This window comes from Neorhizobium sp. 2083 (assembly GCF_031455615.1).
Lineage (GTDB): Bacteria > Pseudomonadota > Alphaproteobacteria > Rhizobiales > Rhizobiaceae > Neorhizobium.
The window spans coordinates 1,332,946-1,355,741 of sequence record NZ_JAVDTC010000001.1 but is presented as its reverse complement, the minus strand read 5'-3'; the positions used below and the strand labels follow the sequence as shown (position 1 = coordinate 1,355,741).

The following is a 22,796-nucleotide window of genomic DNA, read 5'->3' as shown; positions in this document are numbered from 1 at the left end:
AGATCACAGCGTGCGCGTGATATGCTCCACGCGGAAGCATTCGATCGTATCGCCGACGCGCATGTCCTCGTAGTTCTCGAACGCCATACCGCACTCCTGGCCCATCGGCACTTCGCTGACTTCGTCCTTGAAGCGCTTGAGCGTCTTGAGCTTGCCTTCGTGGACGACGACGTTGTCGCGGATAAGGCGCACGCCCGCTCCACGCTCGACCTTGCCTTCGACGACACGGCAACCTGCGACCTTGCCGACCTTGGTAATGTTGAACACTTCCAGGATCTCGGCATTGCCGATGAAGGTTTCGCGGCGTTCCGGCGAGAGCAGGCCCGACATCGCCGACTTCACGTCATCCACCAGATCGTAGATGATGTTGTAGTAGCGGATCTCGATGCCGTTGCGCTCTGCGGCCGTGCGCGCCTGGGCGTTGGCACGGACGTTGAAGCCGATGATCGCGGCGTTGGAAGCCTCGGCCAGCGAGATATCCGATTCCGTGATGGCGCCGGCGCCCGAATGAACGATGCGGGCACGAACTTCGTCGGTGCCGAGCTTGTCGAGCGAGGCGATGATCGCTTCGATAGAACCCTGCACGTCACCCTTGATGACCAGCGGGAACTCCTTGAAGCCGGTATCCTGCAGCTTGCTCATCATCTGTTCGAGCGAACCGCGCTGACCGGACTGGCGGGCAGCCGCCTTGTCGCGGGCAAGACGCTGGCGATATTCGGAAATCTCGCGAGCACGGCTTTCGTTTTCGACGACGGCGAACTTGTCGCCGGCAGCCGGCGTGCCGGAAAGACCGAGCACTTCGACCGGCATCGCCGGGCCAGCTTCCTTGACGTGGTCGCCCTTGTCGGTGACGAGCGCGCGCACGCGGCCCCACTGATCGCCGGCAACGATGATCTGGCCCGGCTTCAACGTACCCTTCTGGACCAGAACGGTCGCAACCGCACCGCGGCCGCGGTCGAGCTGGGCTTCGATGACGGTACCTTCCGCCGTACGGCTCGGGTCGGCCTTCAGGTCGAGGATTTCGGCCTGCAGCAGCACGGCTTCGAGCAGCTTGTCGAGGTTGGTCTTGTTCTTGGCCGAAACCTCGACGTCGAGCACTTCACCGCCGAGCGATTCAACGAAGACTTCGTGCTGCAGAAGCTGCTGGCGGACCTTGTCCGGCTTGGCTTCGTGCTTGTCGATCTTGTTGATCGCCACGATGATCGGAACACCGGCCGCCTTGGCGTGGTTGATGGACTCGATCGTCTGCGGCATCACGCTGTCGTCGGCCGCGACCACCAGGATCGCGATATCCGTCGCCTGTGCACCACGGGCACGCATGGCCGTGAAGGCGGCGTGGCCGGGGGTGTCGATGAAGGTGATCTTCTGGCCGTTCTGCTCGACCTGGTAGGCGCCGATATGCTGGGTGATGCCGCCGGCTTCGCCGGAGACCACGTTGGCATGGCGGATGGCGTCGAGCAGCGAGGTCTTGCCGTGATCGACATGGCCCATGATGGTGACGACCGGCGGGCGGGCAACCATCTCGCCTTCGTCGTCCGTCTTGTTGAAGATGCCTTCTTCAACGTCGGATTCCGAAACGCGCTTGACCGTATGGCCGAATTCGCCGGCGATGAGTTCGGCAAGGTCGGCGTCGATGACGTCGCCCGGCTTCATCATCTGGCCTTCCTTCATCAGGTACTTGATGACGTCGACGGCGCGTTCGGACATGCGCTGCGACAGTTCCTGAATGGTGATGGTTTCCGGCAGGATGACTTCGCGCATGACCTTTTCGCGCGTTTCCTGCATCTGGCTGCGGCGGAACTTCTCCTGCCGGCGGCGGGTCGCGGCCATCGAACGGCCACGGGCATTGCCGTCCTCGTCCGTGCTGACCGTGGTCACCGTCAGCTTGCCGCGACGGCGTTCGTCCTCGGTCTTCGGACGGGCAGGAACCTTGGCGGGCGCCGGAGCGGCGACCCGGCCACGGCCAGGCGCCCCACGCGGCGGGCCGCGATCGTCGTCTTCTTCGTCGGCGCCCTTGCGGCGGCCGACGGCCGGCACTGCCGCAGGTGCGGCGCCGGGTGCTGCTGGCCGCGGAGCCTGCGGACGTGCGTCGGCCGGACGCCCGGCGGGAGCCCCCGCGGCACGTTCGGCCGGCTTTTCGGCAACCGCGGGGGCGGCGGCTGGCGCCTGCGCCTCGGCGGGGGCCGGCTCGACCTTGGGTTCGGCGGCACGGCGGGCAGCCTCGGCTGCTTCCTCGGCCTTGCGGCGTTCTTCCTCGACCTTGCGGCGTGCCTCGTCCTCGGCCCGCTGCTTGGCTTCGATGACTTCACGTGCCTGCGCTTCCATCAGCGCACGGCGACGGGCTTCCATCTCGCCTGCGGAGAGGTCGTGCAATACGGCGCCCTGACGCTGCTGCGGACGCTGCGGCTGGCTGGATTGCGGACGCTGCGGCTGGCCGGACTGCTGCGGGCGCTGCGGCTGGCCGGATTGCGGCGGGCGCTGGCCATGCTGCGGCTGTTGCGGCCGCTGGTTCGGGGCACCCGGCTGGTGGATGCGCGGCGCGGGAGCAGCCGCCTGCGGCTGCGGCGGGCGCTGGGGCGCGACCGGCTGCGCAACGGCCTCTACCACCCGCGGCGCGGGCGCAGGCGCGGCTGCGGGCGTGATTGCCGGCTTTTCGTCGATCGGCCGGGTCGGCCGCCGCTTCACTGTTTCGACGACGACCGCCTTGGTGCGACCGCGACCCATGTCCTGACGGACGGTACCCTGGCTCATCCCCGATGGCTTCAGTGTAAGGGTCTTCTTTACGCCGAGTGTCTTGTCGTCTTTGTTGTCGGTCATTCCGTTCCTGTTCCTTCGGACAGGAACGGATGGAAGCCATCAGAACCTGTCGTTTAATCCGTACATCCAAAATGGCGGCCGGCATTCGCCGGTGACCGCGTCATAGTTTTCGCTGGCCAGCGCCGCCATCTGCTCCGGATTGACCGACATCTCGGTACCTTTCGAGCATGGTTGCGCGCTTCACTACACCCTCACCCGCCTGCCCTGCAAGCGCGCAAGCATGGATAAAAGCATTCTGGCCCATCACTTCGTCCAATTCCGCTCCGGTGAAGAGCGAAAAGGACGGAATGTCTTCCTCGGCATTCGAGCCGAGCTTCCAGGCCTTGCGGGCCTGGTCTATTTTCCTCACTCCATCGGCGGCCGCGTCGGTCGCATGGAACACTGCAAGCGCCGCGCCCGAGCGGACGGCGGCATCCACCTTCATGGCGCCGGTGACGAACTGGCTCGCCTTGCGCGCCATGTTCATCATGCCGACGAGATCGGCGGCGAGCAGGCGGTCCACCAGCGCGCCGAGATCCGCATCCGCCTTCGCCTCGGTCTTGAGAGCCCGGGCGAAAAGCTTCCTGGCGACCGCACGGTCGACGAGCGACCGTTCAGCCTTGATCCAGCAGCCGCGGCCCGGAAGCTGGCGCTTCAGATCGGGCACGACCTGGCCGTTCGGCCCGGCCACGAAGCGGATCAGCGTTTCCGGCGATCCGGTCTCGCGGGTGACGATGCAGGTACGGTCGTTCACGACGATCTCGTCCAGGTCATCATCGGCAGGTCCGTTTTCGGTTGCATCCGGCTCATTGGCGAGCGGGATCATTCCTGCTCTGCGGCGTCCGCCTCCTCCGCGTCCGCTTCCGGCTCGGCATCCTTGGCGAGATCTTCCTCGGTGATCCAGCCGGCAGCCAGGCGGGCCTGGACGATCATGTTTTCTGCCTCGACGCGGGAAACGTCGAATTTCGAGAACAGGCCTTCGAACTTCTTCGTGACGCCGTCCTTGCGTTCGCTCCAGCCGACGAGGTCGTCGGCGGCGCAGCCGGCAAAGTCCTCGATCGTCTTGATGCCGTCCTCGCCGAGCGCGACGAGCATCTGGCCGTTCAGGCCGTCGATCTGGCGCAACTCGTCCTCGACGCCGAGTTCCTTGCGCTTGGCGTCCATCTCGGCTTCGATCCGCTCGAGATATTCGCGGGCGCGTGTCTGGATTTCGGTCGCGGTGTCTTCGTCGAAACCGTCGATCGAGGAGATTTCGTCGAGATCGACGTAGGCCAGTTCCTCGACCTGCGCGAAACCTTCCGAAGCCAGCACCTGGCCGACCATCTCGTCGACGTCGAGCGCGTCCATGAAGAGGTTGGTGCGCTCGTTGAATTCCTTCTGGCGGCGCTCCGACTCTTCGGCTTCCGTCATGATGTCGATGTCCCAGCCGGTCAGCTGCGACGCGAGGCGTACGTTCTGGCCGCGGCGGCCGATGGCGAGCGACAGCTGCTCGTCCGGAACCACCACTTCGATCCGCTCGGCATCCTCGTCGAGAACCACCTTGGCGACTTCGGCCGGCTGCAGCGCGTTGACGATGAACGATGCCGGATCCTGGGACCACGGAATGATGTCGATCTTTTCGCCCTGCAATTCGCCGACGACGGCCTGGACTCTGGAACCGCGCATACCGACGCAGGCGCCGACCGGATCGATCGAGCTATCGTTCGAAATGACGGCGATCTTGGCACGCGAACCCGGATCGCGTGCGACCGACTTGATCTGGATGATGCCGTCGTAGATTTCCGGCACTTCCATCGTGAACAGCTTCACCATGAACTGCGGATGGGTACGCGACAGGAAGATCTGCGGGCCGCGCTGCTCGCGACGGACGTCGTAGACATAGGCACGGACACGATCGCCGTAGCGCATGTTTTCGCGCGGGATCATCTCGTCGCGGCGGATGATGCCTTCGCCACGGCCGAGGTCGACGATGACGTTGCCGTATTCGACGCGCTTGACGGTACCGTTGACGATTTCGCCGACGCGGTCCTTGAACTCGTCGAACTGGCGGTCGCGCTCGGCTTCGCGCACCTTCTGGACGATGACCTGCTTGGCCGACTGGGCGGCGATACGGCCGAAATCCATCGGCGGCAGCGGGTCGGCGATGAAGTCGCCGATCTTGGCGTCGACATTGCGGTCGAGCGCCAGCGCCAGCGGGATCTGCGTGCCGTAATCCTCGGCGTGCTCGACGACCTCAAGCAGGCGCTGGAGGCGGATTTCGCCGGTCTTGGAATTGATGTCGGCGCGGATGTTGGTTTCCGAACCGTAGCGGGAGCGGGCAGCCTTCTGGATGGCGTCGGCCATCGCAGCCAGCACGATCTCGCGGTCGATGACCTTTTCGCGGGCTACAGCATCTGCGATCTGCAGAAGTTCAAGCCGGTTTGCGCTCACTGCCATTGTCGTTGGTCTCCGTCATTCGCATGCTTGCGAGGGGGTGCTTCTCGGCACCGGGTTGGTTCGGTTATTCTTCGTCGTCGTCTTCGCCGTTCTGGTTCGCGGCCTGTGCCTTGGCGAGCTTGTCGGCCCGAAGCGCGTCGCGGATCAGATCGTCGGTCAGGATGAGCTTTGCTTCGGCCAGTGCCGAAAACGGGATCGTCACCCGCGGTTCCTCGCCATAGGCGACCTGGTCCCGCTCGATCGTGAAACCGTCCGTATCGCTTTCCGTAATCTTGCCGCGGAACCGCTTGCGATTGTCGATCATGATCGACGTTTCGCATTTGACCAGATGGTTGAGCCAGCGGGTAAAATCCGACTTGCGCACCATCGGGCGGTCGATGCCCGGCGAGGACACTTCCAGATGATACTCCCGATCGATCGGATCTTCCACATCCAGAACCGGCGAAATCGCCACGGACACCGCTTCGCAGCCGTCCACATCCATGGTCCCGTCGTTGCGCTCGGCCATGATCTGCAGCGTCGCGCCGTTCTGGTTCAGCATCCGGACGCGCACCAGGCGATAGTCCATGGCGGTCAGGACAGGTTCGATGATTTCGGCGACCCTCAGGTCCAGCCCGGTCTCGATGATGAGCCGCGGCTCGTATTCGGTTTGCGGCATAAGCTCTCCGGCAATCATTGCCCCATAGCTGGGCCCAATGTCTGGGTTACAGTGATCGCCTAACAAAAAAGAGCGGGTCCGGTGGGGCCCACTCTTCATCGGACGATCAAGAATATGGGCTGCATATACGCTTTCAGCCCCCCGATTGCAAGAGTCGCATATTCTGGGGGCCTGGCGGCTGGAATTTGGTTCTGCCGGGTCTATAACCGTTTGGAACGACGCACGAAAGAACGAGGACAAAGTGCCCGATCGGATATCGACCCTGGCTCCCTTCAGGCACCCGACCTTCAGAACCATCTGGATCGCCAGCCTCGCCTCCAATTTCGGCAGTCTCATCCAGGCCGTCGGCGCGGCCTGGATGATGACGTCGATCACCGATTCCGAAGACATGGTCGCACTGGTCCAGGCCTCGACGGCGCTGCCGATCATGCTCTTTTCGCTGATTGCCGGCGCGCTTGCCGACAACGTCAACCGCCGGAGCCTGATGCTGACGGCCCAGTTCTTCATGCTGATCGTCTCGATCACCCTGACGCTGTTTGCCTACCTCGATTTTCTGACGCCCTGGCTGCTTCTGACCTTCACCTTCCTGCTCGGCTGCGGCGTGGCGCTCAACAACCCGGCCTGGCAGGCTTCCGTCGGCGATATGGTGCCCCGCGAGGTGCTGCCGGCGGCAGTCACGATCAACAGCGTCGGCTTCAACATCACCCGCAGCGTCGGCCCCGCGATCGGCGGCGCGATCGTTGCGGCGGCAGGTGCCGCCGCCGCGTTCGCCGCCAATTCGGTAAGCTATTTCGCCCTGATCTACGCCTTGATCCGATGGAAACCGGAAAGCCGCGACAGCGCGCTGCCGCGCGAGACGCTTCTGCGGGCGCTTTCGGCCGGTCTCGGTTACGTCCTCATGTCGCCGAACATCCTCAACGTCCTGTTCCGTGGCCTTGTCTTCGGCCTTTCGGCAAGCGCCGTCCTGGCGCTTCTGCCGATCGTCGCGCGCGACCTCGTCTCCGGCGGCCCGTTGACCTACGGCGTCATGCTCGGAGCCTTCGGGGTCGGAGCGATCGGCGGCGCGATGGCCAATTCGCGGCTGCGCGAAAAGCTGTCGAGCGAATCGATCGTCCGGCTGTCCTTCCTCGGTTTCTCCGCAAGCGCGGCGGTCATCGGCATGAGTTCGAGTACGGTGCTCACCGCGTTCGTCCTCCTGGTGCCCGGTGCCTGCTGGGTGCTGGCCCTGTCGCTGTTCAATACGACGGTGCAGCTTTCGACGCCGCGCTGGGTGGTCGCCCGGGCGCTTTCCTTCTATCAGACGGCGACGTTCGGCGGCATTGCCGGCGGAAGCTGGGTGTGGGGTGTCCTGTCCGATACGTTCGGCGTTTCGATCGCTCTGACGCTGTCCAGCCTTGTCATGCTGCTCGGCGCCGTGATCGGCATGCGCCTGCCGCTGCCTCAGTTCAGCGACGCCAATCTCGATCCGCTCAACCGGTTCAACGTGCCGCTATTAGGCCTCGACCTGCAGCCGCGCAGCGGACCGATCGTCAACATGGTCGACTACATCATCGCCGACGAGGACGTTCCGGAGTTCCTGTCGCTGATGTCGAACCGGCGCCGCATCCGCATCCGTGACGGCGCCCGGCAATGGGCGCTGATGCGCGACCTGGAACATCCGGAAATCTGGACCGAGACCTATCACACCGCCACCTGGGCGGATTACGTGCGCCACAACCAGCGCCGCACCCAGGCCGATGCGGAGGCCTGGGATGCGATCCGCAATCTTCATCGGGGCGAGGAGGGCCCGCGCGTCCACCGGATGATCGAGCGCCAGGCGATCCCGCCGAGCGACGACATTTTCCACAAGTCGCCCCCCGACCTGCACCATTGATTACCTGATCTTGCCTTTCAGCGACGCATCGGGAAAACAGGTCGGGATTATGCCGTTCTTCGACTGCCAGTCGCCGAGCGAACGGCGGGTCTTGTAGCCCGGCAGCCCGTCGACATTGCCGACATCGTAGCCTTTGGCGACAAGCGCCTTCTGCATGGCGAGCACGTCCGAGCGCAGCATCTTGCCGACATCGCCCCAAGCTGCCTGGAAGGGGCCTGCGCCCGCAGCGATCCGGTCGGCGAGATTGCCGATGAACAGCGCATAGAGATCCGAGTTGTTATATTCCTTGATCACGTAGAAATTCGGGGTCACCACGAATTCCGGCCCGCTGCGCCCCGCCGGCACGAGCATCATCCCGTCCGCCTTGAGGTCGGCTGCGGGAAAGGCCTTGCCGGAAATGCGGGTGATGCCGGTCGCCGCCCAGGCCGAGATCGGCTTGGCGAGATCGGGGCCCTCCTGCGCGCAGGAGACCTTTGCCGGGATCGTCACTTCGAAGCCCCAGTCGCGGCCGCGCTGCCAGCCTTCCTTCTGCAGGTAATGGGCAATCGAGGCGAGCGCGTCCGGCACCGAATTCCAGATGTCGGGACGGCCGTCACCATCGAAATCGACGGCATACTTGAGGTAGCTCGACGGCATGAACTGTGGCTGGCCGAGCGCGCCGGCCCAGGACCCCTTCATCGTCGCCGGATCCACATCGCCCCGCTCGATCATCTTCAAGGCCGCGATCAGCTCCTCGCGGAACATGTCCTTGCGGGTCGACATGAAGGCCTTGGTCGCCAGAACCTGCACGGCGGAATAGGGAAGCCGCGCCTTGCCGAAGCCGGATTCCCGGCCCCAGATGGCGACGACGATCTCGCCCGGCACCCCATAGGCCGCCTCGATCTTCTTCAAGGTCGCCGAATAGGTGGAGGTCAGCCCCCGGCCGGTCTCGGCGAGCCCCTGCAACCGCTTTTCCGAAAAATAGGCACCGGGGGAGGAGAATTCCGCCTGGCTCTGGTCCTGCTGTTTCGGCGGCGTCGATCCCGGCGGCACCAGGTCCGGCAGGTCCCAGTTGAGCACCACGCCCTGGAAGGCCGCCTTCAGCGTCTTTTCCGAAATCCCGGCCTTTTTCGCCGCCGGGCCCAGATCGCTCGCGATCCATCGCTGGAACTGCTTTTCGACATCGGGCCGGTTCTGGGCGAGCGCAGGGAGGGGGAGGAGGGCCGTGATTGCAGCGAAAACCAACGCGACCGCTCGCTTGGAGGCACCCCCCTCTGTCCTGCCGGACATCTCCCCGTCAAGGGGGGAGATCGGATGAGGTGGGCTCCCTGCCCAAATCAAAGCAAGCGATTGGAAGCGACGCAGAACATGTCTCTTGATGGAGGTGGGCGCCGGGAGTGCAACAGGGAGCGAAGAGCCGGCCTCTGGCCGATCTCCCCCCTTGAGGGGGAGATGCCCGGCAGGGCAGAGGGGGGTGAGCTGGCTCAAAGCCATCCTCCTCATTCCAGCAGACAAACCGGAAGGGATAAGTTTCCACATGCTCAAGCCTCCCGGGCCTAAATCGCCGTCCGCGCCCGAAGCGCCGCCGTCAGCGTTCCTTCGTCGAGATAATCGAGTTCCCCGCCCACCGGCACCCCATGCGCCAGCCGCGTGATCTTCACGTCGATCCCCGAAAGCTGGTCGGTAATGTAATGGGCCGTCGTCTGCCCCTCGACCGTGGCATTGACGGCGATGATGATCTCGCGGATGACGCCCTCGTTGACCCGGTCGATCAGCCCGCGGATGTTGAGGTCGTCCGGCCCAACGCCGTCGAGCGGCGACAGCGTGCCGCCGAGCACGTGATAGGCGGCGTTCATCGCGCCGGCGCGCTCCAGCGCCCACAGGTCGGACACGTCCTCGCAGACGATCAGCATCGTCTGGTCGCGGCGGACGTCGGTGCAGACGGTGCAGGGATCGGCGGTGTCGACATTGCCGCAGCGCGAGCAGATCTTCACCTTGTCATAGGCCTCGCCCATGGCGCTCGAAAGCGGCCCAAGCAGCTGTTCCTTCTTCTTGATCAGGTGCAGCGCCGCCCGGCGCGCCGAGCGTGGCCCAAGCCCCGGGACTTTTGCCAGAAGCTGGATGAGTTTTTCGATTTCGGGGCCGGTGACTCGTTTTGCCATGTTCTCCCTTTAGCCCATATGCTTGAAAAACGGAATCGCGGAAGGACCGCCGATGAAACTTCTCGCCATCTGCCTCGGCCGCCCGGAAAAGCTGCCGGGCAAGAGTTTCAGGACCGGCATCTACAAGTCGTCGGTCAACGCCGCCGTCATGATCGACAGGCTCGGCCTCGTCGGCGATGCGGTCTGCAATACGAAACACCATGGCGGCGAGGACCAGGCGATCCTGCTCGAAGGGTCGCTGACGCTAGACTGGTGGGCCGGAAAGCTCGGCCGGGACCTTCCGCCCGGCACGTTCGGCGAAAACCTGATCGTCGAAGGCCTCGACAACCGCGATGTCGCCGCCGGCGATCGTTTTTACATTGGCGAGGTCGTCCTCGAAGCAAGCTGTGCCCGCTCTCCCTGCAACACGTTCGCGGTGAAGATGGGTGACCCGACATTCGTGAAGACCTACAAGAACGGCGGCCGTCCCGGCATTTATTGCCGGGTCGTCAGGGCGGGCATGGTCTCGCCCGGCGATCCCGTCCGTCACGAACACTATGCGGGCGAGCGGGTGACGATCGCGGAAATGCTGGCCGCCGTCGGCAAAAGCCTGTCCGACGCGGAAAGAGCCCGCTTCCTTGCGGCCCCCATCGGCAGCCGCTGGCGGCCGGTCTTCGAGAACTAACGGGTCGCGATCGCCGCCGCGGCACTCGCCATCGCGCCGGCCGAGACCCGGTTGGCGATCCTGACCGCACGGCGGCTCTTCAGGAAGCCGCGCGCCTTTCCGGCAAGCAGCATCCAGGAAATATTGACGGTCATCAGCACCAGGAACTGGCAGGCGACGAGCTCCACCCAGCCGAGCGTGGTGATCGCATGGATGTCGATGATCGACGGCAGGAGCGCGATGTAGAACATCATGATCTTCGGATTGCCGAGCGCCACCGAAAGCGCCGCGAGAAACAGCTTCAGGCTGGACCGCGCCTCCGGCAGCTGCGCTTCCGACGTATCCGGCGAGGCCGTCCACATTTTCCAGGCGAGGTAAAGAAGATAGACGACGCCGAGCCACTTGATGGCGATGAAGACGTGGTTGAACGTCTCGGCGATCGCCGAAAGACCCGCGACTGCCACCGTCAGCCACACCGCATCCCCGACCCACATCCCGAACAGGAACGGAAACACGCCGCGCGTGCCTTTCGAGATCACCCGCGCGACAAGCGCCGCGATGCTCGGCCCGGGCGTGCCGGCCGCGATGAACAGCGCGCCGGCAAAGACGATCATGGATGTGAATGTCATCGAAACCTCCCTGCTGGTTCGTGCCCCTCATCCCCCTGCCGGGACCTTCTCCCCGCACGCGGGGAGAAGGGGATATGGCGCACCGGCCTGCCTCGATCGCCAACGCCGAGCGGGGCAAGTCCCCTCTCCCCGTCAGAACGGGGAGAGGGTTAGGGTGAGGGGCAAATCTAGCCGACTATCATCTCTGTCCCTGCATCCGGCCGGATCAGAACGGCATCTTGAAGCCGGGCGGGATCGGCAGGCCGGCGGTCAGTTCCTTGGTCTTTTCGGCGGTGATCGTCTCGGCGCGCTCCTTGGCGGCCTTGTGGGCGGCAACGATCAGGTCCTCGAGGATCTCGACATCGTCTTCCTTGAACAGCGACGGATCGATCTTCAAGGCCAGCATCTCGCCCTTGCCGTTGAGGCGCACGGTCACCAGCCCGCCGCCGGACGTGCCTTCGACTTCAAGAGTGGCGATATCCGCCTGCATCTTTTCCATCTTGGCCTGCATTTCCTTGACCTTGCCCATCATGCCCATGATGTCGCGCATCTCTCTCGTCCTCTTCTCTTATAGTTCGATATCGTCGCCGGGCAGGATGTCGCCCTCTTCGGATTCGGCGGTCGCCGGCGCCGGCAGGTCCTCGGTCTCGTTTTCATCCTCTTCCGTGACCCGGATGCGCACGTCGGTGATCCTGGCGCCGGGGAACTGGGCGAGGATCGCCGCCACGTCCGGGTCGGCGCGGGCATCTGTCAGCCGCGCCTCGCGGGCATTGTTGTCGGCTTCCACGAGCGTCGGCTCGCCCTCTTCCTTGCTGAGGCTGACGACCCAGTGGATGCCGGTCCATTCCTTGAGCTTGACGCCGAGTTCGCCGGGCAGCGTGCCCGGTCCGCCATCGGTCATCCGCATGTCGAGCCGGCCGGGCTCGAGCTTCACCAGCCGCACGAAATTGCGGATGAGAGCCTTCAGCTTCGGATCGCGGTTCTGGGTGCAGAGTTCGACGATGTCCTGAAGCGACCTGACCGGCACTCTGGGCTCCGGCTTTTCGGCGGGCTGCTCCTGCGTGCGGCCGAGGGGCATGTCCCGCGGCATGGTGTTCGGCACGGCCTGCAGCATGGCGGTCGGCCCGCCGGCCGGAATGCGCGGAGCGGACATTTCCGTGCCGCGCGCATTGACCGGCGATTGCGGCGGTGAAACCGGCCGGCTTCCACCCCCACTGGCGCTATTGCCGTTCGAAACCGGCGCCCGCTGGCCGTCGCCATTGGAAAAATCCACCAGACGGCGGGCGGCATCTTCCGGGGAGGGCAGATGGGCCGCATGCGTCAACCGGATCAACACCATTTCGGCAGCCCCCGCAGACCGCGAGGAATTTTCCACTTCCGGAATGCCCTTGAGCAGCATCTGCCAGATCCGCGACAGCGTGCTGACCGCGACGCCCTCGGCAAATTCACGGCCGCGCAGGCGCTCCACCTCGCTCAGCGAAGGATCGTTGGCGGCGTCGGGGATGTATTTGAAACGGGTGGTCAGGTGGGTGAAATCGGCAAGGTCGGTCAAAACCACGACCGGATTGGCGCCGGCCTCGTATTGCGCCGCAAATTCCGAAAGCGCCGCCGTCACGTCGCCGCGAACGATATGCTCGAACAGATCGACGATACGGGCCCGGTCGGCGAGCCCCAGCATGCCGCGCACGGTCTCCGCGATCACCTGGCCGCCGCCATGGGCGATTGCCTGGTCGAGCAGCGACAGGCCATCGCGGGCCGAACCTTCCGCCGCGCGCGCGACCATCGCAAGCGCCTCCGGTTCGGCCGGAATGCCTTCCTTCTCGAGGATCGTCGTGAACAGGCCGACCAGATCGGCGGCGCTGATGCGGCGCAGGTCGAAGCGCTGGCAGCGCGACAGCACGGTGATCGGAACTTTTCGGATTTCGGTCGTCGCGAAGATGAACTTCACATGTTCCGGCGGCTCTTCGAGCGTCTTCAACAGGCCGTTGAAGGCCTGCGTCGAGAGCATGTGCACTTCGTCGATGATATAGACCTTGTAGCGCGCCGAAACCGGCCGGTAGCGCACCTGCTCGATGATCTCTCTGATATCGTCGATGCCGGTATGCGAGGCGGCGTCCATCTCGATCACGTCGACATGCCGGCCTTCCATGATCGCCTGGCAATGTTCGCCGGGGATACGCAGGTCGATGGTCGGTTTGTCGATCTCGGGCGTCTTGTAGTTCAGCGCACGGGCGAGAATGCGGGCGGTCGTCGTCTTGCCGACCCCGCGAACGCCGGTCAGCATATAGGCCTGGGCGATGCGGCCGGTCTCGAACGCATTGGTCAGGGTTCTGACCATCGGTTCCTGGCCGACCATCAGGTCGGAGAAATCCTTGGGGCGGTATTTGCGGGCGAGCACCCGGTATCCGCTGCCGGTCGTGGCATTCGCCGCGGGAGTGCTTGGAGATGTAGGCCCGGTATCGCTCATTCAGTCCTGCCAGCCTGCGCGGGCCAATCCTGAGCACGGTCTTGACCGGGCCGGAAGCTGACCAAGATGGTAGTACAAGTAAAAGGGTGGGAGGCTGGCACGGCGACCCGTGCCTGGCTCGTTAGGGCTGCTTCCTTCCGGACCTGACCCGGTTGGCGAGTGGCTCGTCCACCACCAACCTCCCACCGTCCATATCGTCAATAACGCTTCCAAATGCAAGCCAACCCTGTAAAAAACTGCTATCGAACAGAAAAACAAGGGAGGAAAGTTTGAGCGAATTCGAACTGGACGGCAGGATAGCCCGCGATTCCGATCTTGTGAGCGTGCTCGGCCTCTGCCAGCTCCGCATCCAGAACGACAGCCGCTGGCCCTGGCTGGTCATGGTGCCTGAGCGTCCGGGCATGACCGAGATCTTCGAGCTTTCGCCGGGGGAACAGGTTCAGCTCTCCGCCGAGGTCAACAGGGTGGCCGGCGCCCTGAAGACCGTGACCGGCGCAACCAAGATCAATGTCGGCGCGCTCGGCAATATCGTCCGCCAGCTGCATGTGCACGTCATTGCCCGGTTCGAGGGCGATTCGAACTGGCCCGGCCCGATCTGGGGTTTTGGCCAGGCGGCGCCCTATGCCGAATCGCAGAAACAAGATTTCCTCAACAAACTGGTTGAAGCCCTTTCATGACCGTGACCCTTTTCGACACCGACGCACCCCATCCCGAACCGAGCACGCTGACGGCTTTTTCCGGCAACAAGCTGGATCGCCGGGCCGAATACAGAGAGGACGACTGCGTCGAAAAGGCGCTTGCGGTGGAAGGCGCCCATATCCTCGCCTTCACCGGCAGCCGGGTCATCCTCAAGCACGACAGCCAGATCCTCGATCCGCTGTTTTCGCCCTACGAGCTTGCGGAACTGAAGCCGGATTTCGACAATGCCGTGCTGCTCGGTTATCACGAGACCGGCGAGCCGCGTATCGCGGTCCCGGTGCTGATCCCGGCCGAGGAACTGGCAGGCCACTACAAGCCGACGGAAGCCCGGGCGCTTTTCCGCGACCAGCTGATCGAAGGCGAACTGCAGGGCGAGATCGCCCAGGCGGTTGCACTGCTCAACTGGAATGCCGCCAATAGGTTCTGCGGCAAATGCGGCTCGCCGACCGACACCAGGATCGGCGGTTACAAGCGAGTCTGCACCCAGTGCCAGCACATGACCTTTCCGCGCACCGACCCGGTGGTGATCATGCTCACCATCGATACCGAGCGCGACCGCTGCCTGCTCGGTCGCAGCCACCATTTCCAGGAGGGCATGTATTCCTGCCTTGCCGGTTTCGTGGAGCCGGGCGAGACGATCGAGGATGCGGTGCGCCGCGAGACCTTCGAGGAATCCGGCATCGAGACCGGGCGGGTGCGCTACCACGCCTCGCAGCCCTGGCCGATGCCGCATTCGCTGATGATCGGCTGTTATGCCGAGTCGAAATCCACCGAGATCAGGATCGACCCGCAGGAAATGGCCGATGTGCGCTGGTTCGAGCGGGCCGAAGTCGCCGCCATGCTCGATGCCGGGCCGGACGCCCCGCTTTTCGCCCCGGTCAAGGGCGCAATCGCCCACCGCCTGCTCCGCGACTGGATCGAGTGGGGTGACGAACGGTCAAGCAAAGCTTGAGCAATCGATCCAGCGAATCGATTGCAGTGAGCAACGCCCGGAGTGCAAGCGGAGGGCCTGGCGGTCAGGCAAGCTCGACGCAATGACCCGGTAATTACCCCTCAGGACAAACGCCAGGGCGCAAGCAAAGGCAGAGCCGCAATGCCTCAGGCCGCCGAATGACAAAGACAAGGGGCACAATTTCATGACCGTTGCCCGCTCCGAGCGCCTGCTGGCGCTTCTCCAGACGCTCCGGCGCTATCGTCAGCCGGTCAGCGGCGCCAAACTCGCCGCCGAGACAGGCGTCAGCCTGCGCACGCTTTACCGCGATATCGCCAGCCTTCAGGCGCAGGGTGCCTTCATCGAAGGCGAGGCGGGTCTTGGTTATGTGCTGCGACCCGGCTTCATGCTGCCGCCGATGATGTTTTCGGAAGAAGAGATCGAGGCGCTGGTGCTCGGCTCCCGCTGGGTGGCGAGGACCGCGGATCCACGCCTTGCCGCCGGCGCCGTCGATGCGCTCGCCAAGATCGCCGCCGTCCTGCCGCCGGATCTGAAAGAGGAACTCGACAATTCGACACTGCTCGTCGGCACGCCGCGGCGAAACGACGGCGGAGTCGATCTTGCCCTGATCCGCAGGGCGATCCGCGCCGAACACATCCTCGAACTCGCTTACGAGGACGAAAAGGCAGCCCTGACCCATCGCAACGTCTGGCCGTTCGCACTCGGCTTCTTCGACAGCGTCAGGGTCATGATTGCCTGGTGCGAACTCAGAAAGGACTTCCGGCATTTCCGCACCGACCGTATCGCCTCCGCGGTCTGGACGGAAAAACGGTATCCGCGCCGCCGTCCCGTGCTCCTGAAGGCGTGGCGGGAAAAGGAAGGAATTCCCGCCCAGCCGTGATCGCTGCTGCCATTATCTGACAGTAGGATGCGATAATCTCCAGTCAGTCCCAACCAAGAGCAATTCCGCGAAGGCAATTGCATCACAAGGAGAACTGACATGATCCACCCCGATTTCACCATCCTCTTCGTCGATAATCCGCTTGCCAGCGCGGATTTCTACAAGTCGCTCTTCGGCGCCGAACCAGTGGAAAGGTCCCCGACCTTTGCCCTCTTCGTGCTGAGCACCGGCATGAAGCTTGGCCTCTGGTCGCGCCACACCGCCGAGCCCGCGGTAACGGCCGGCAGCGGCGCTTCGGAGATCTGCATCAAGCATGATAATGCCGCCGGTGTGGACAAGACCTATGCCGAATGGACGAGCCGCGGCCTGCGCGTGCTGCAGACCCCGGTGGAAATGGATTTCGGCTACACGTTCGTCGTCACCGATCCGGACGGGCATAGACTGCGGGTCTATGCGATGAATGCCGCGTAGGCGCGAAGGCGTTCGGCGGCGGCGGGCGTGCCCCCCTCTGCCCTGCCGGGCATCTCCCCCTCAAGGGGGGGAGATCGGTTGGGAGCCCGCTCACCGCCTCCTATCCCACGTCTGCTTCTGCGCTGTCTGGTTCTGCGCTGTCTGGCCGCACGACGCTTATCGCGAAGCGACGGTCGCGCCACTTGTGATCTCCCCACCTGAGGGGGAGATGCCCGGCAGGGCAGAGGGGGGCTTGCTTAGGCAAAACAGTAACTTGGGAAACAAAAGCATAAAAATACACCCCCTTTCATCCCCGCCCCTCAACCCCGTGCCTACAATCCACCCGTCCCGCTTCGGCTACACCGGCCCGCATGACCGGCGAGGCGGGACCGGTGCCCTGGTGGTCTGCCTTCATGCAGGCGGGTCGTCAGGGGCTGCGCAGAAAATGGTCCCCCTCTCGCCTTCGGGCGGGGCGTGCGTGTGTCGCACACAACCCGGTATGGCATCCGTGCTCATTTCCACGGAGTTAAATTCCATACCGCCGCAGAGGGACCGGAGTTGCGCGGATAAATACACCGAACGGGACACGTCGCGTGTCACCATTAAAATTTCAATCGAGGCACACGACGTGTCCCGGCCGAAACTCAAAAAGCCGCGCGTAGCACCAAGGGGGTAGTGTGTCCCGTTCCGGCGATCGTTATCGAGGTTATCCGTCAGTTCTTCTGCAGCGCCCCGCGCATCGGGTGGCCCCTATACGTCCCCAGAACCCTGACCTTCTCCGAGAAGAACCGCAGCTCTTCCAGAGCCCGGCGCACGGGCGCGTCGTCCGGATGGCCTTCGATATCCGCATAGAACTGCGTCGCCACGAACTTGCCGCCGAGCTGGTAGCTTTCGAGCTTGGTCATGTTGATGCCGTTGGTCGCGAAACCGCCCATCGCCTTGTAGAGAGCGGCCGGAATGTTGCGGACGTTGAACACGAAAGTGGTGACCAGCACCTCGTCGGCATTGTTCCGCTGCACCCATTTTTCGTCGCGCGAGAGCACCACGAAGCGGGTGACGTTGTCGTCCCGGTCCTCGACATTTTCGGCAAGGATCTCAAGCCCGTAGAGATCGGCCGCCAGCCGCGGCGCGAGCGCCGCCATCGTGCGGTCGCCCTTTTCGGCCACCATCTTGGCGGAACCCGCCGTGTCGCCGGCGACCACGGCCTTCCAGCCGTTCGAGCGGATGATCTTGCGGCATTGTCCGAGCGCATGGATATGGCTATGGACGGTGCGGATCTCCTCGCGGGTCACGCCGGGCAGCACCATCAGCTGGAAGCGGATCGGCATGAAATATTCGCCGATGATGTGCAGCCGCGATTCCGGCAGGAGGTGATGGATGTCGGCCACGCGGCCGGCAATCGTGTTCTCGATCGGGATCATCGCCAGATCCGCATCGCCGTTTTCGAGCGCCTGGAACGCGTCCTCGAATGTCGGGCAGGGGAGCGGCTCCATGGTCGGGAACATGTCGCGGCAGGCCATGTCGGAATTGGCGCCGAAATCACCCTGGAAGGCGATGCGATTGGTAAGTGCGTTCATGGGGTTATCCGTTACGAGGAGGCACGCGCGGCCAGGCGGCCGGAAAGGATCGCACGGGCCTTTTCAAGGTCGGCGGGAGTATCGACGCCCAATGGAACCGAGTCAACGATCTCGGCATCGATGCGCATGCCGGCTTCGAGCGCCCTCAGCTGTTCCAGCGATTCGCGCTTTTCGAGCACGGACGGCCCGAGCGACACGAATTTTTCGAGTGCGGCGCGGCGATAGGCATAGAGGCCGATATGATGATAGAGCGGCCCGTTGCCATAGGGGGCGGTGGCACGGGTGAAATAGAGCGCCTTCAGACGGGTGGCGGAAAGCGGCGAACCGACGATCTTCACGACGTTCGGATTGGTCTTTTCGTGCTCGTCGGTGATCTCGACGGTGAGCGTGGCGATGTCGGTCGAGGGATTGTCGAGCGGCCGAAGCGAGGCGCGCACCGCCTCCGGCTCGATTGTCGGCAGGTCGCCCTGAACGTTGATCACGAAATCCATTTTCGAGTCGGGATCGGCCTTCTGCACCGCTTCGAAGATGCGGTCGGAACCGGATTGATGGTCCTGCCGGGTCATCACCACGTCGAAGCCGGCTGCGGCAACGGCGTCGTAGACATCCTGGTGATCGACGGCGACGATGATTCGCCCGGCCTGCGCTTCCTCGGCCCGCTTTGCTACCTGGACGATCATCGGCAGGCCGGCAATATCAGCCAGGGGTTTTCCCGGCAGGCGCGTCGAGGCCATTCGTGCCGGGATCAGCACCAGCGTCCGGTCAAAAGCCGAATTCTTCATGGAAAGACCCCTTCTAATCCCGCGCGAACAGTGTCAAAAAGTCTCACGCGCGGAACGATTATCGTGTTGCAACAGCAATGCAAAAGACATAGGTTCCGCGCAATTTCAAGATGGCCCGCCTCGTGACAGGCGGTTGCGAAGGAGCGGATGCGGATGAATTCCTATGTCAACATGGCGGCAGGCGCCCTGCTTGCTACGGTCTTCGTCATGATGTCGGTGTCCATTGCCTCGGAAGGCATTTTCCATTCGGAGGTTCCCGAAAAGCCGGGTTTTGCCATCGTTGCCGCCGAAGAGCCCGCAGCCGGCGAAGCCGCAGCCCCGGCTGCCTCCGCAGTTCCGATCGCCCAGCTCCTGGTCAAGGCCGATGCCAAGGCCGGTGAAGCGGTGTTCAAGAAGTGTCAGAGCTGTCATTCCGGGGAGAAGGGCGGACCGAACAAGGTCGGCCCCGATCTCTGGGGCATCGTAGACCGCCCGATCGCCGGACATGAAGGCTTCTCCTATTCGGCCGGCATGAAGGACTTCTCGAAGGCCGGCGCCGAGCACTGGACCTTCGACAACCTCAACCACTTCCTGACTGCTCCGAAGGCTTTCGTGAAGGGTACGGCGATGGGCTTCGCGGGCCTCAAGAACGATGGCGAGCGCGCCAATCTGATCGCTTACCTGCGCACCCTGTCTGATTCGCCGGTTGCGCTTCCGGACCCGAACGCGGCCGCTCCGGCACCCGCCACCAACTGATCGACGGACGTCGGAATCCAGATCAAATGCCCGGCTTCGGCCGGGCATTTTCGTTTCCGGCACCCGGCCGGATGGATTTGCTTCAGCCGAGCAGCCACGCCCAGAAGCCGACGGTGAAGACCCCGAACGCCGTGGTCATGCTGATCACCGAGGCCGCAAGGCTGTGGCCGGAGCGGAAGCGCTGGGCGATCAGCCAGGCGTTGATGCCGGTCGGCACCGACGCGGTCAGCACCAGCGCCGTCGACCAGTCCTTGGGCAGGGCAAGCAGGTGGCTCATCAGGAAGACGGATGCCGGCAGGACCAGCAGCTTCAGCGCCGCCGCGGTGCCCGAAAGGCCGATATCGCCGCGGATCGGATATTTCGTCAGCGCCATGCCGATCGAGATCAGGGCGACCGGGCTTGCGGCGGCGGAAATCTGGTCGACGACGATGGCGACCGCCGCCGGCAGGTGAAGGCCGAGGAAATTGAAGGTGACGCCGATGATAAGCGCGATCACCAGCGGGTTGCGGGCGAGGTTGGATCCCACCTGTTTCAGGACGTCGGCAACGCCGCGTTTTGCTCCGCCATCCACCTTGGCGGCCGCGCCTTCCATCAGGATCGTGCCGATCACCATCATCAGCGGCAGGTGAATGGCAAGCAGGATGGAAATCGCCACCAGACCCTCCTTGCCGACCACATGCGCCACCAGCGGCAAGCCGATGAAGACATTGTTGGCGAAGGAACCCGACATGCCGGCGATCACGCCGACCTTTGCGTCCCGGCCGAAAATGCGGGTGGTCAGGATATGGCCGATCGTCCAGGTCATGGCGACGCCGAGGAAATAGGCGGTCCACAGCCGGAAGGGCGAGGCCCCCTCGAAATGTGCATCCGCCAGCGTCCTGAAGATCAGCATCGGCACGGCGATCTTGAAGACGAACTCTCCGAGGGCGTCGCCGGTCTCCTCCTTCAAAATTCCGGTTTTCGCGGTCATCCAGCCGATCAGGATCAGGATGAAAAGCGGCACGACATTCAAAAACACGGAGGACAAGGGGAAGGCTTTCTGTGGAGGCGTTTTTATGCGTCTAGCGCATATCGCTTCCTGCGACAAATGCGTTTGATGCAGGGAGGTCGTTCAAAGGGCGCGTGGCGGCAGGCGCACAACAAAAAAGCGGGGCAATTCCCCGCTTTCCCTCCTGGTCTCGTCCAGGACATCCGGTGGTCGGCCGCCAGTTCATCCGTGGTCGGCAACACAACCGGATCGACGATTGTATACCCTGTGATCGTGACAACAGAGTGACGGAGCAAAACGCCTCCGATAACCGGCATTGCGGTTATTTTTCCTTCCAATCGGGTGAAAACCCGAATACCGGTTTTCGCGACAAACCGTTTCCCGAGAGGATCAAGACCGGATGCCCAAGTTCGACGTGCTCACCATCGGCAATGCCATCGTGGATATTCTCGCCCGCTGTGACGACGATTTCCTCACCGACAATGCGATCACCAAGGGTGCGATGAACCTGATCGATGCCGAGCGTGCCGAACTTCTCTATTCGAAGATGGGGCCCGCCGTGGAAGCGTCCGGCGGTTCGGCCGGCAACACGGCGGCCGGCATTGCCGGTTTCGGCGGCAAGGCAGCCTATTTCGGCAAGGTCGCCGAAGACCAGCTCGGCAACATCTTCCAGCACGACATCCGCGCCCAGGGCGTTCATTACCGGACCAGGCCGGAAGGAAACAATCCGCCGACCGCCCGTTCGATGATCTTCGTGACGCCGGATGGCGAGCGTTCGATGAACACCTATCTCGGCGCCTGCGTCGATCTCGGCCCGGAACATGTCGAAGAGGATGTCGTCGCCGAGGCCAAGGTCACCTATTTCGAAGGTTATCTCTGGGATCCGCCGCGCGCCAAGGAAGCGATCCGCGAATCGGCCCGCATCGCCCATGCGCATGGCCGCGAAGTGTCGATGACGCTGTCCGATCCCTTCTGCGTCGGCCGCTACCGCGCCGAGTTCCTCGACCTGATGCGCTCCGGCACGGTCGACATCGTGTTCGCCAACAAGCAGGAAGCGCTGTCGCTCTACGAGACCGAAGATTTCGAGCTGGCGCTGACCAGGATTTCCGAGGATTGCAAGTTGGCGGCGGTGACGCTCAGCGAAGAAGGCGCGATCATCGTGCGCGGCAACGAGCGGGTGAAGGTCGCGGCCTATCCGATCGGGGAACTGGTCGATACGACCGGCGCCGGCGATCTGTTCGCCGCCGGGTTCCTGTACGGTTACACAAAGGATCGTTCGCTCGAGGATTGCGGCAAGCTCGGCTGCCTTGCGGCCGCGATCACCATCCAGCAGATCGGCCCGCGCCCGATGGCGTCGCTCACTGAAGCCGCAAAGCGCGAAGGCCTCATCTGAGGCCTCGCCGGGAGGCCTTCTTTGAGGCCTGCTTGCAAGATGCCTCTCCCGGAAGGCCTTATTTGAAGGCCTCGCCGGGATAGGCGCCCCAGATTTCGGCCTGGGCGATCCAGCCCTCGGCCCCGTTTGTTTCCGCGCGGCACCAGTCGCCGTTGCATTCCTTGATCTGAAGCACGACGCCCGGTTCCAGCTTGGCAAGGATGGCAGCGGTACCCTGCGGATCGCGGCGCATGTTGACGTATATGTCCTTGCCCTTGCCGCGCATCCACGGAGCGGCGATAGCGGTCCGCTCACCGGAGAGCAGGGCCTGGTTCACCCAGCCCTCGGTGCCCTCGGCATCGCGAACCCGTCGCCAGTTTTCGTATTCCTGGATGATTTCCATCGGCGTGCCGGACTTCATGTACATCCAGGACACCGCATAATCCGTGCTCGGGCCGATGCGGATATTGACCTTCCTCGACTTGAGGCTGACGAAACGCGGCAGCGGCAGGCCGCTCGGACCCTTGGCGGCACCCTGAGCATAGCTCGGGACGGGTGCGGACAGGCAGGCGGCAAGCCCGAAGGAAAGAGCGAGGAAGGAGGAAAGAATGGCGCGACGCATGTGTTTGGTTCCGGCTGAGCGATCTCGGGCTTTCGGGAACCTCGCGAGGTTTTGTTTGTCTTCGCTGACGGGTCTGGTAGAAAACGCCCTGGATGAACTGAATATCGCGCGACTTGG

Annotated in this window: 21 protein-coding genes and 1 other RNA gene; 8 read left to right on the top strand and 14 right to left on the bottom strand. The window is 63.6% G+C overall.

Going from position 1 to position 22,796, the window contains the following annotated elements; translation table 11 throughout:
• Positions 1-3 precede the first annotated feature (3 nt).
• The 4 genes from infB to rimP all read right to left on the bottom strand — a co-directional run bounded on the left by infB (position 4) and on the right by rimP (position 5,890).
• Positions 4-2,817, bottom strand: a complete 2,814-nt coding sequence (gene infB / locus J2X76_RS07025; protein ID WP_310214295.1) for a translation initiation factor IF-2 — start codon at positions 2,815-2,817, stop codon at positions 4-6.
• Between the two features lie 100 nt (positions 2,818-2,917).
• Positions 2,918-3,622, bottom strand: a complete 705-nt coding sequence (locus J2X76_RS07020) for an RNA-binding protein (RefSeq protein ID WP_113130094.1) — start codon at positions 3,620-3,622, stop codon at positions 2,918-2,920.
• Positions 3,619-5,232, bottom strand: coding sequence for a transcription termination factor NusA (gene nusA, locus J2X76_RS07015; RefSeq protein ID WP_113130093.1), 1,614 nt, complete (start codon positions 5,230-5,232; stop codon positions 3,619-3,621). Before nusA ends, J2X76_RS07020 begins: the two co-directional genes overlap by 4 nt.
• 64 nt (positions 5,233-5,296) lie before the next feature.
• A complete protein-coding gene (rimP, locus tag J2X76_RS07010; protein ID WP_113130092.1) occupies positions 5,297-5,890 on the bottom strand; it encodes a ribosome maturation factor RimP in 594 nt (197 codons plus the stop codon).
• Positions 5,891-6,131: 241 nt separating this feature from the next.
• On the opposite strand from rimP, the gene J2X76_RS07005 reads away from it, so the two are divergent.
• Positions 6,132-7,763, top strand: a complete 1,632-nt coding sequence (locus J2X76_RS07005; RefSeq protein ID WP_310214292.1) for an MFS transporter — start codon at positions 6,132-6,134, stop codon at positions 7,761-7,763.
• Here J2X76_RS07005 and J2X76_RS07000 read toward each other — a convergent pair whose 3' ends face one another.
• Both J2X76_RS07000 and recR read right to left on the bottom strand, forming a co-directional pair.
• Positions 7,764-9,032, bottom strand: a complete 1,269-nt coding sequence (locus J2X76_RS07000) for a lytic murein transglycosylase (RefSeq protein ID WP_310214290.1) — start codon at positions 9,030-9,032, stop codon at positions 7,764-7,766.
• Positions 9,033-9,298: 266 nt separating this feature from the next.
• The gene (gene recR, locus J2X76_RS06995; protein WP_113130089.1) at positions 9,299-9,904 is read right to left on the bottom strand and encodes a recombination mediator RecR; all 606 of its coding nucleotides are present in this window, start codon (positions 9,902-9,904) and stop codon (positions 9,299-9,301) included.
• Between the two features lie 52 nt (positions 9,905-9,956).
• Between recR and J2X76_RS06990 the strand changes: the two genes are divergently transcribed.
• A complete protein-coding gene (locus J2X76_RS06990; protein WP_310214286.1) occupies positions 9,957-10,568 on the top strand; it encodes an MOSC domain-containing protein in 612 nt (203 codons plus the stop codon).
• Here J2X76_RS06990 and J2X76_RS06985 read toward each other — a convergent pair.
• The 4 genes from J2X76_RS06985 to ffs form a co-directional block, all read right to left on the bottom strand.
• Complete coding sequence (locus J2X76_RS06985) at positions 10,565-11,176, bottom strand: LysE family translocator (RefSeq protein ID WP_310214284.1); 612 nt, start codon at positions 11,174-11,176, stop codon at positions 10,565-10,567. The genes J2X76_RS06990 and J2X76_RS06985 overlap by 4 nt on opposite strands.
• Before the next feature lie 205 nt (positions 11,177-11,381).
• Positions 11,382-11,705: a YbaB/EbfC family nucleoid-associated protein gene (locus J2X76_RS06980; RefSeq protein WP_113130086.1), complete on the bottom strand. Its 324-nt coding sequence runs from the start codon at positions 11,703-11,705 to the stop codon at positions 11,382-11,384.
• 18 nt (positions 11,706-11,723) lie between these two features.
• A complete protein-coding gene (locus J2X76_RS06975; protein WP_310214281.1) occupies positions 11,724-13,622 on the bottom strand; it encodes a DNA polymerase III subunit gamma/tau in 1,899 nt (632 codons plus the stop codon).
• 86 nt (positions 13,623-13,708) lie between these two features.
• Positions 13,709-13,805: signal recognition particle sRNA small type (ffs, locus tag J2X76_RS06970), an RNA gene on the bottom strand.
• A gap of 86 nt (positions 13,806-13,891) precedes the next feature.
• Here ffs and J2X76_RS06965 point away from each other — a divergent pair.
• The 4 genes from J2X76_RS06965 to J2X76_RS06950 all read left to right on the top strand — a co-directional run bounded on the left by J2X76_RS06965 (position 13,892) and on the right by J2X76_RS06950 (position 16,624).
• Positions 13,892-14,299, top strand: coding sequence for an HIT family protein (locus J2X76_RS06965; protein WP_310214278.1), 408 nt, complete (start codon positions 13,892-13,894; stop codon positions 14,297-14,299).
• Positions 14,296-15,273 carry an NAD(+) diphosphatase gene (gene nudC, locus J2X76_RS06960; RefSeq protein WP_310214274.1) on the top strand — a complete coding sequence of 326 codons (978 nt, stop codon included), beginning with the start codon at positions 14,296-14,298 and terminating at the stop codon, positions 15,271-15,273. Before J2X76_RS06965 ends, nudC begins: the two co-directional genes overlap by 4 nt.
• A 184-nt stretch (positions 15,274-15,457) precedes the next feature.
• On the top strand, positions 15,458-16,153 hold the full coding sequence (locus tag J2X76_RS06955) for a YafY family protein (RefSeq protein ID WP_310214272.1): 696 nt from the start codon (positions 15,458-15,460) through the stop codon (positions 16,151-16,153).
• 99 nt (positions 16,154-16,252) lie between these two features.
• On the top strand, positions 16,253-16,624 hold the full coding sequence (locus J2X76_RS06950) for a VOC family protein (protein ID WP_310214270.1): 372 nt from the start codon (positions 16,253-16,255) through the stop codon (positions 16,622-16,624).
• 692 nt (positions 16,625-17,316) lie between these two features.
• Here the strand turns inward: J2X76_RS06950 and J2X76_RS06945 are convergent.
• Positions 17,317-18,180, bottom strand: coding sequence for a prephenate dehydratase (locus J2X76_RS06945; protein ID WP_113130983.1), 864 nt, complete (start codon positions 18,178-18,180; stop codon positions 17,317-17,319).
• Positions 18,181-18,191: 11 nt separating this feature from the next.
• The gene (locus tag J2X76_RS06940; RefSeq protein WP_113130982.1) at positions 18,192-18,962 is read right to left on the bottom strand and encodes a 3-deoxy-manno-octulosonate cytidylyltransferase; all 771 of its coding nucleotides are present in this window, start codon (positions 18,960-18,962) and stop codon (positions 18,192-18,194) included.
• A 153-nt stretch (positions 18,963-19,115) separates the two neighbouring features.
• Here J2X76_RS06940 and J2X76_RS06935 point away from each other — a divergent pair, with 153 nt between their 5' ends.
• The gene (locus J2X76_RS06935) at positions 19,116-19,697 is read left to right on the top strand and encodes a cytochrome c family protein (RefSeq protein ID WP_113130987.1); all 582 of its coding nucleotides are present in this window, start codon (positions 19,116-19,118) and stop codon (positions 19,695-19,697) included.
• An 82-nt stretch (positions 19,698-19,779) separates the two neighbouring features.
• On the opposite strand, the gene J2X76_RS06930 is transcribed toward J2X76_RS06935, so the two are convergent.
• Complete coding sequence (locus J2X76_RS06930) at positions 19,780-20,724, bottom strand: AEC family transporter (RefSeq protein WP_310214268.1); 945 nt, start codon at positions 20,722-20,724, stop codon at positions 19,780-19,782.
• A 361-nt stretch (positions 20,725-21,085) separates the two neighbouring features.
• Between J2X76_RS06930 and J2X76_RS06925 the strand changes: the two genes are divergently transcribed.
• Positions 21,086-22,078 (top strand): adenosine kinase, encoded by a 993-nt coding sequence (locus J2X76_RS06925; protein ID WP_310214267.1) that lies wholly within the window; start codon positions 21,086-21,088, stop codon positions 22,076-22,078.
• A gap of 58 nt (positions 22,079-22,136) precedes the next feature.
• Here J2X76_RS06925 and J2X76_RS06920 read toward each other — a convergent pair whose 3' ends face one another.
• Positions 22,137-22,679: an SH3 domain-containing protein gene (locus J2X76_RS06920; protein ID WP_113130979.1), complete on the bottom strand. Its 543-nt coding sequence runs from the start codon at positions 22,677-22,679 to the stop codon at positions 22,137-22,139.
• Positions 22,680-22,796: the final 117 nt, after the last annotated feature.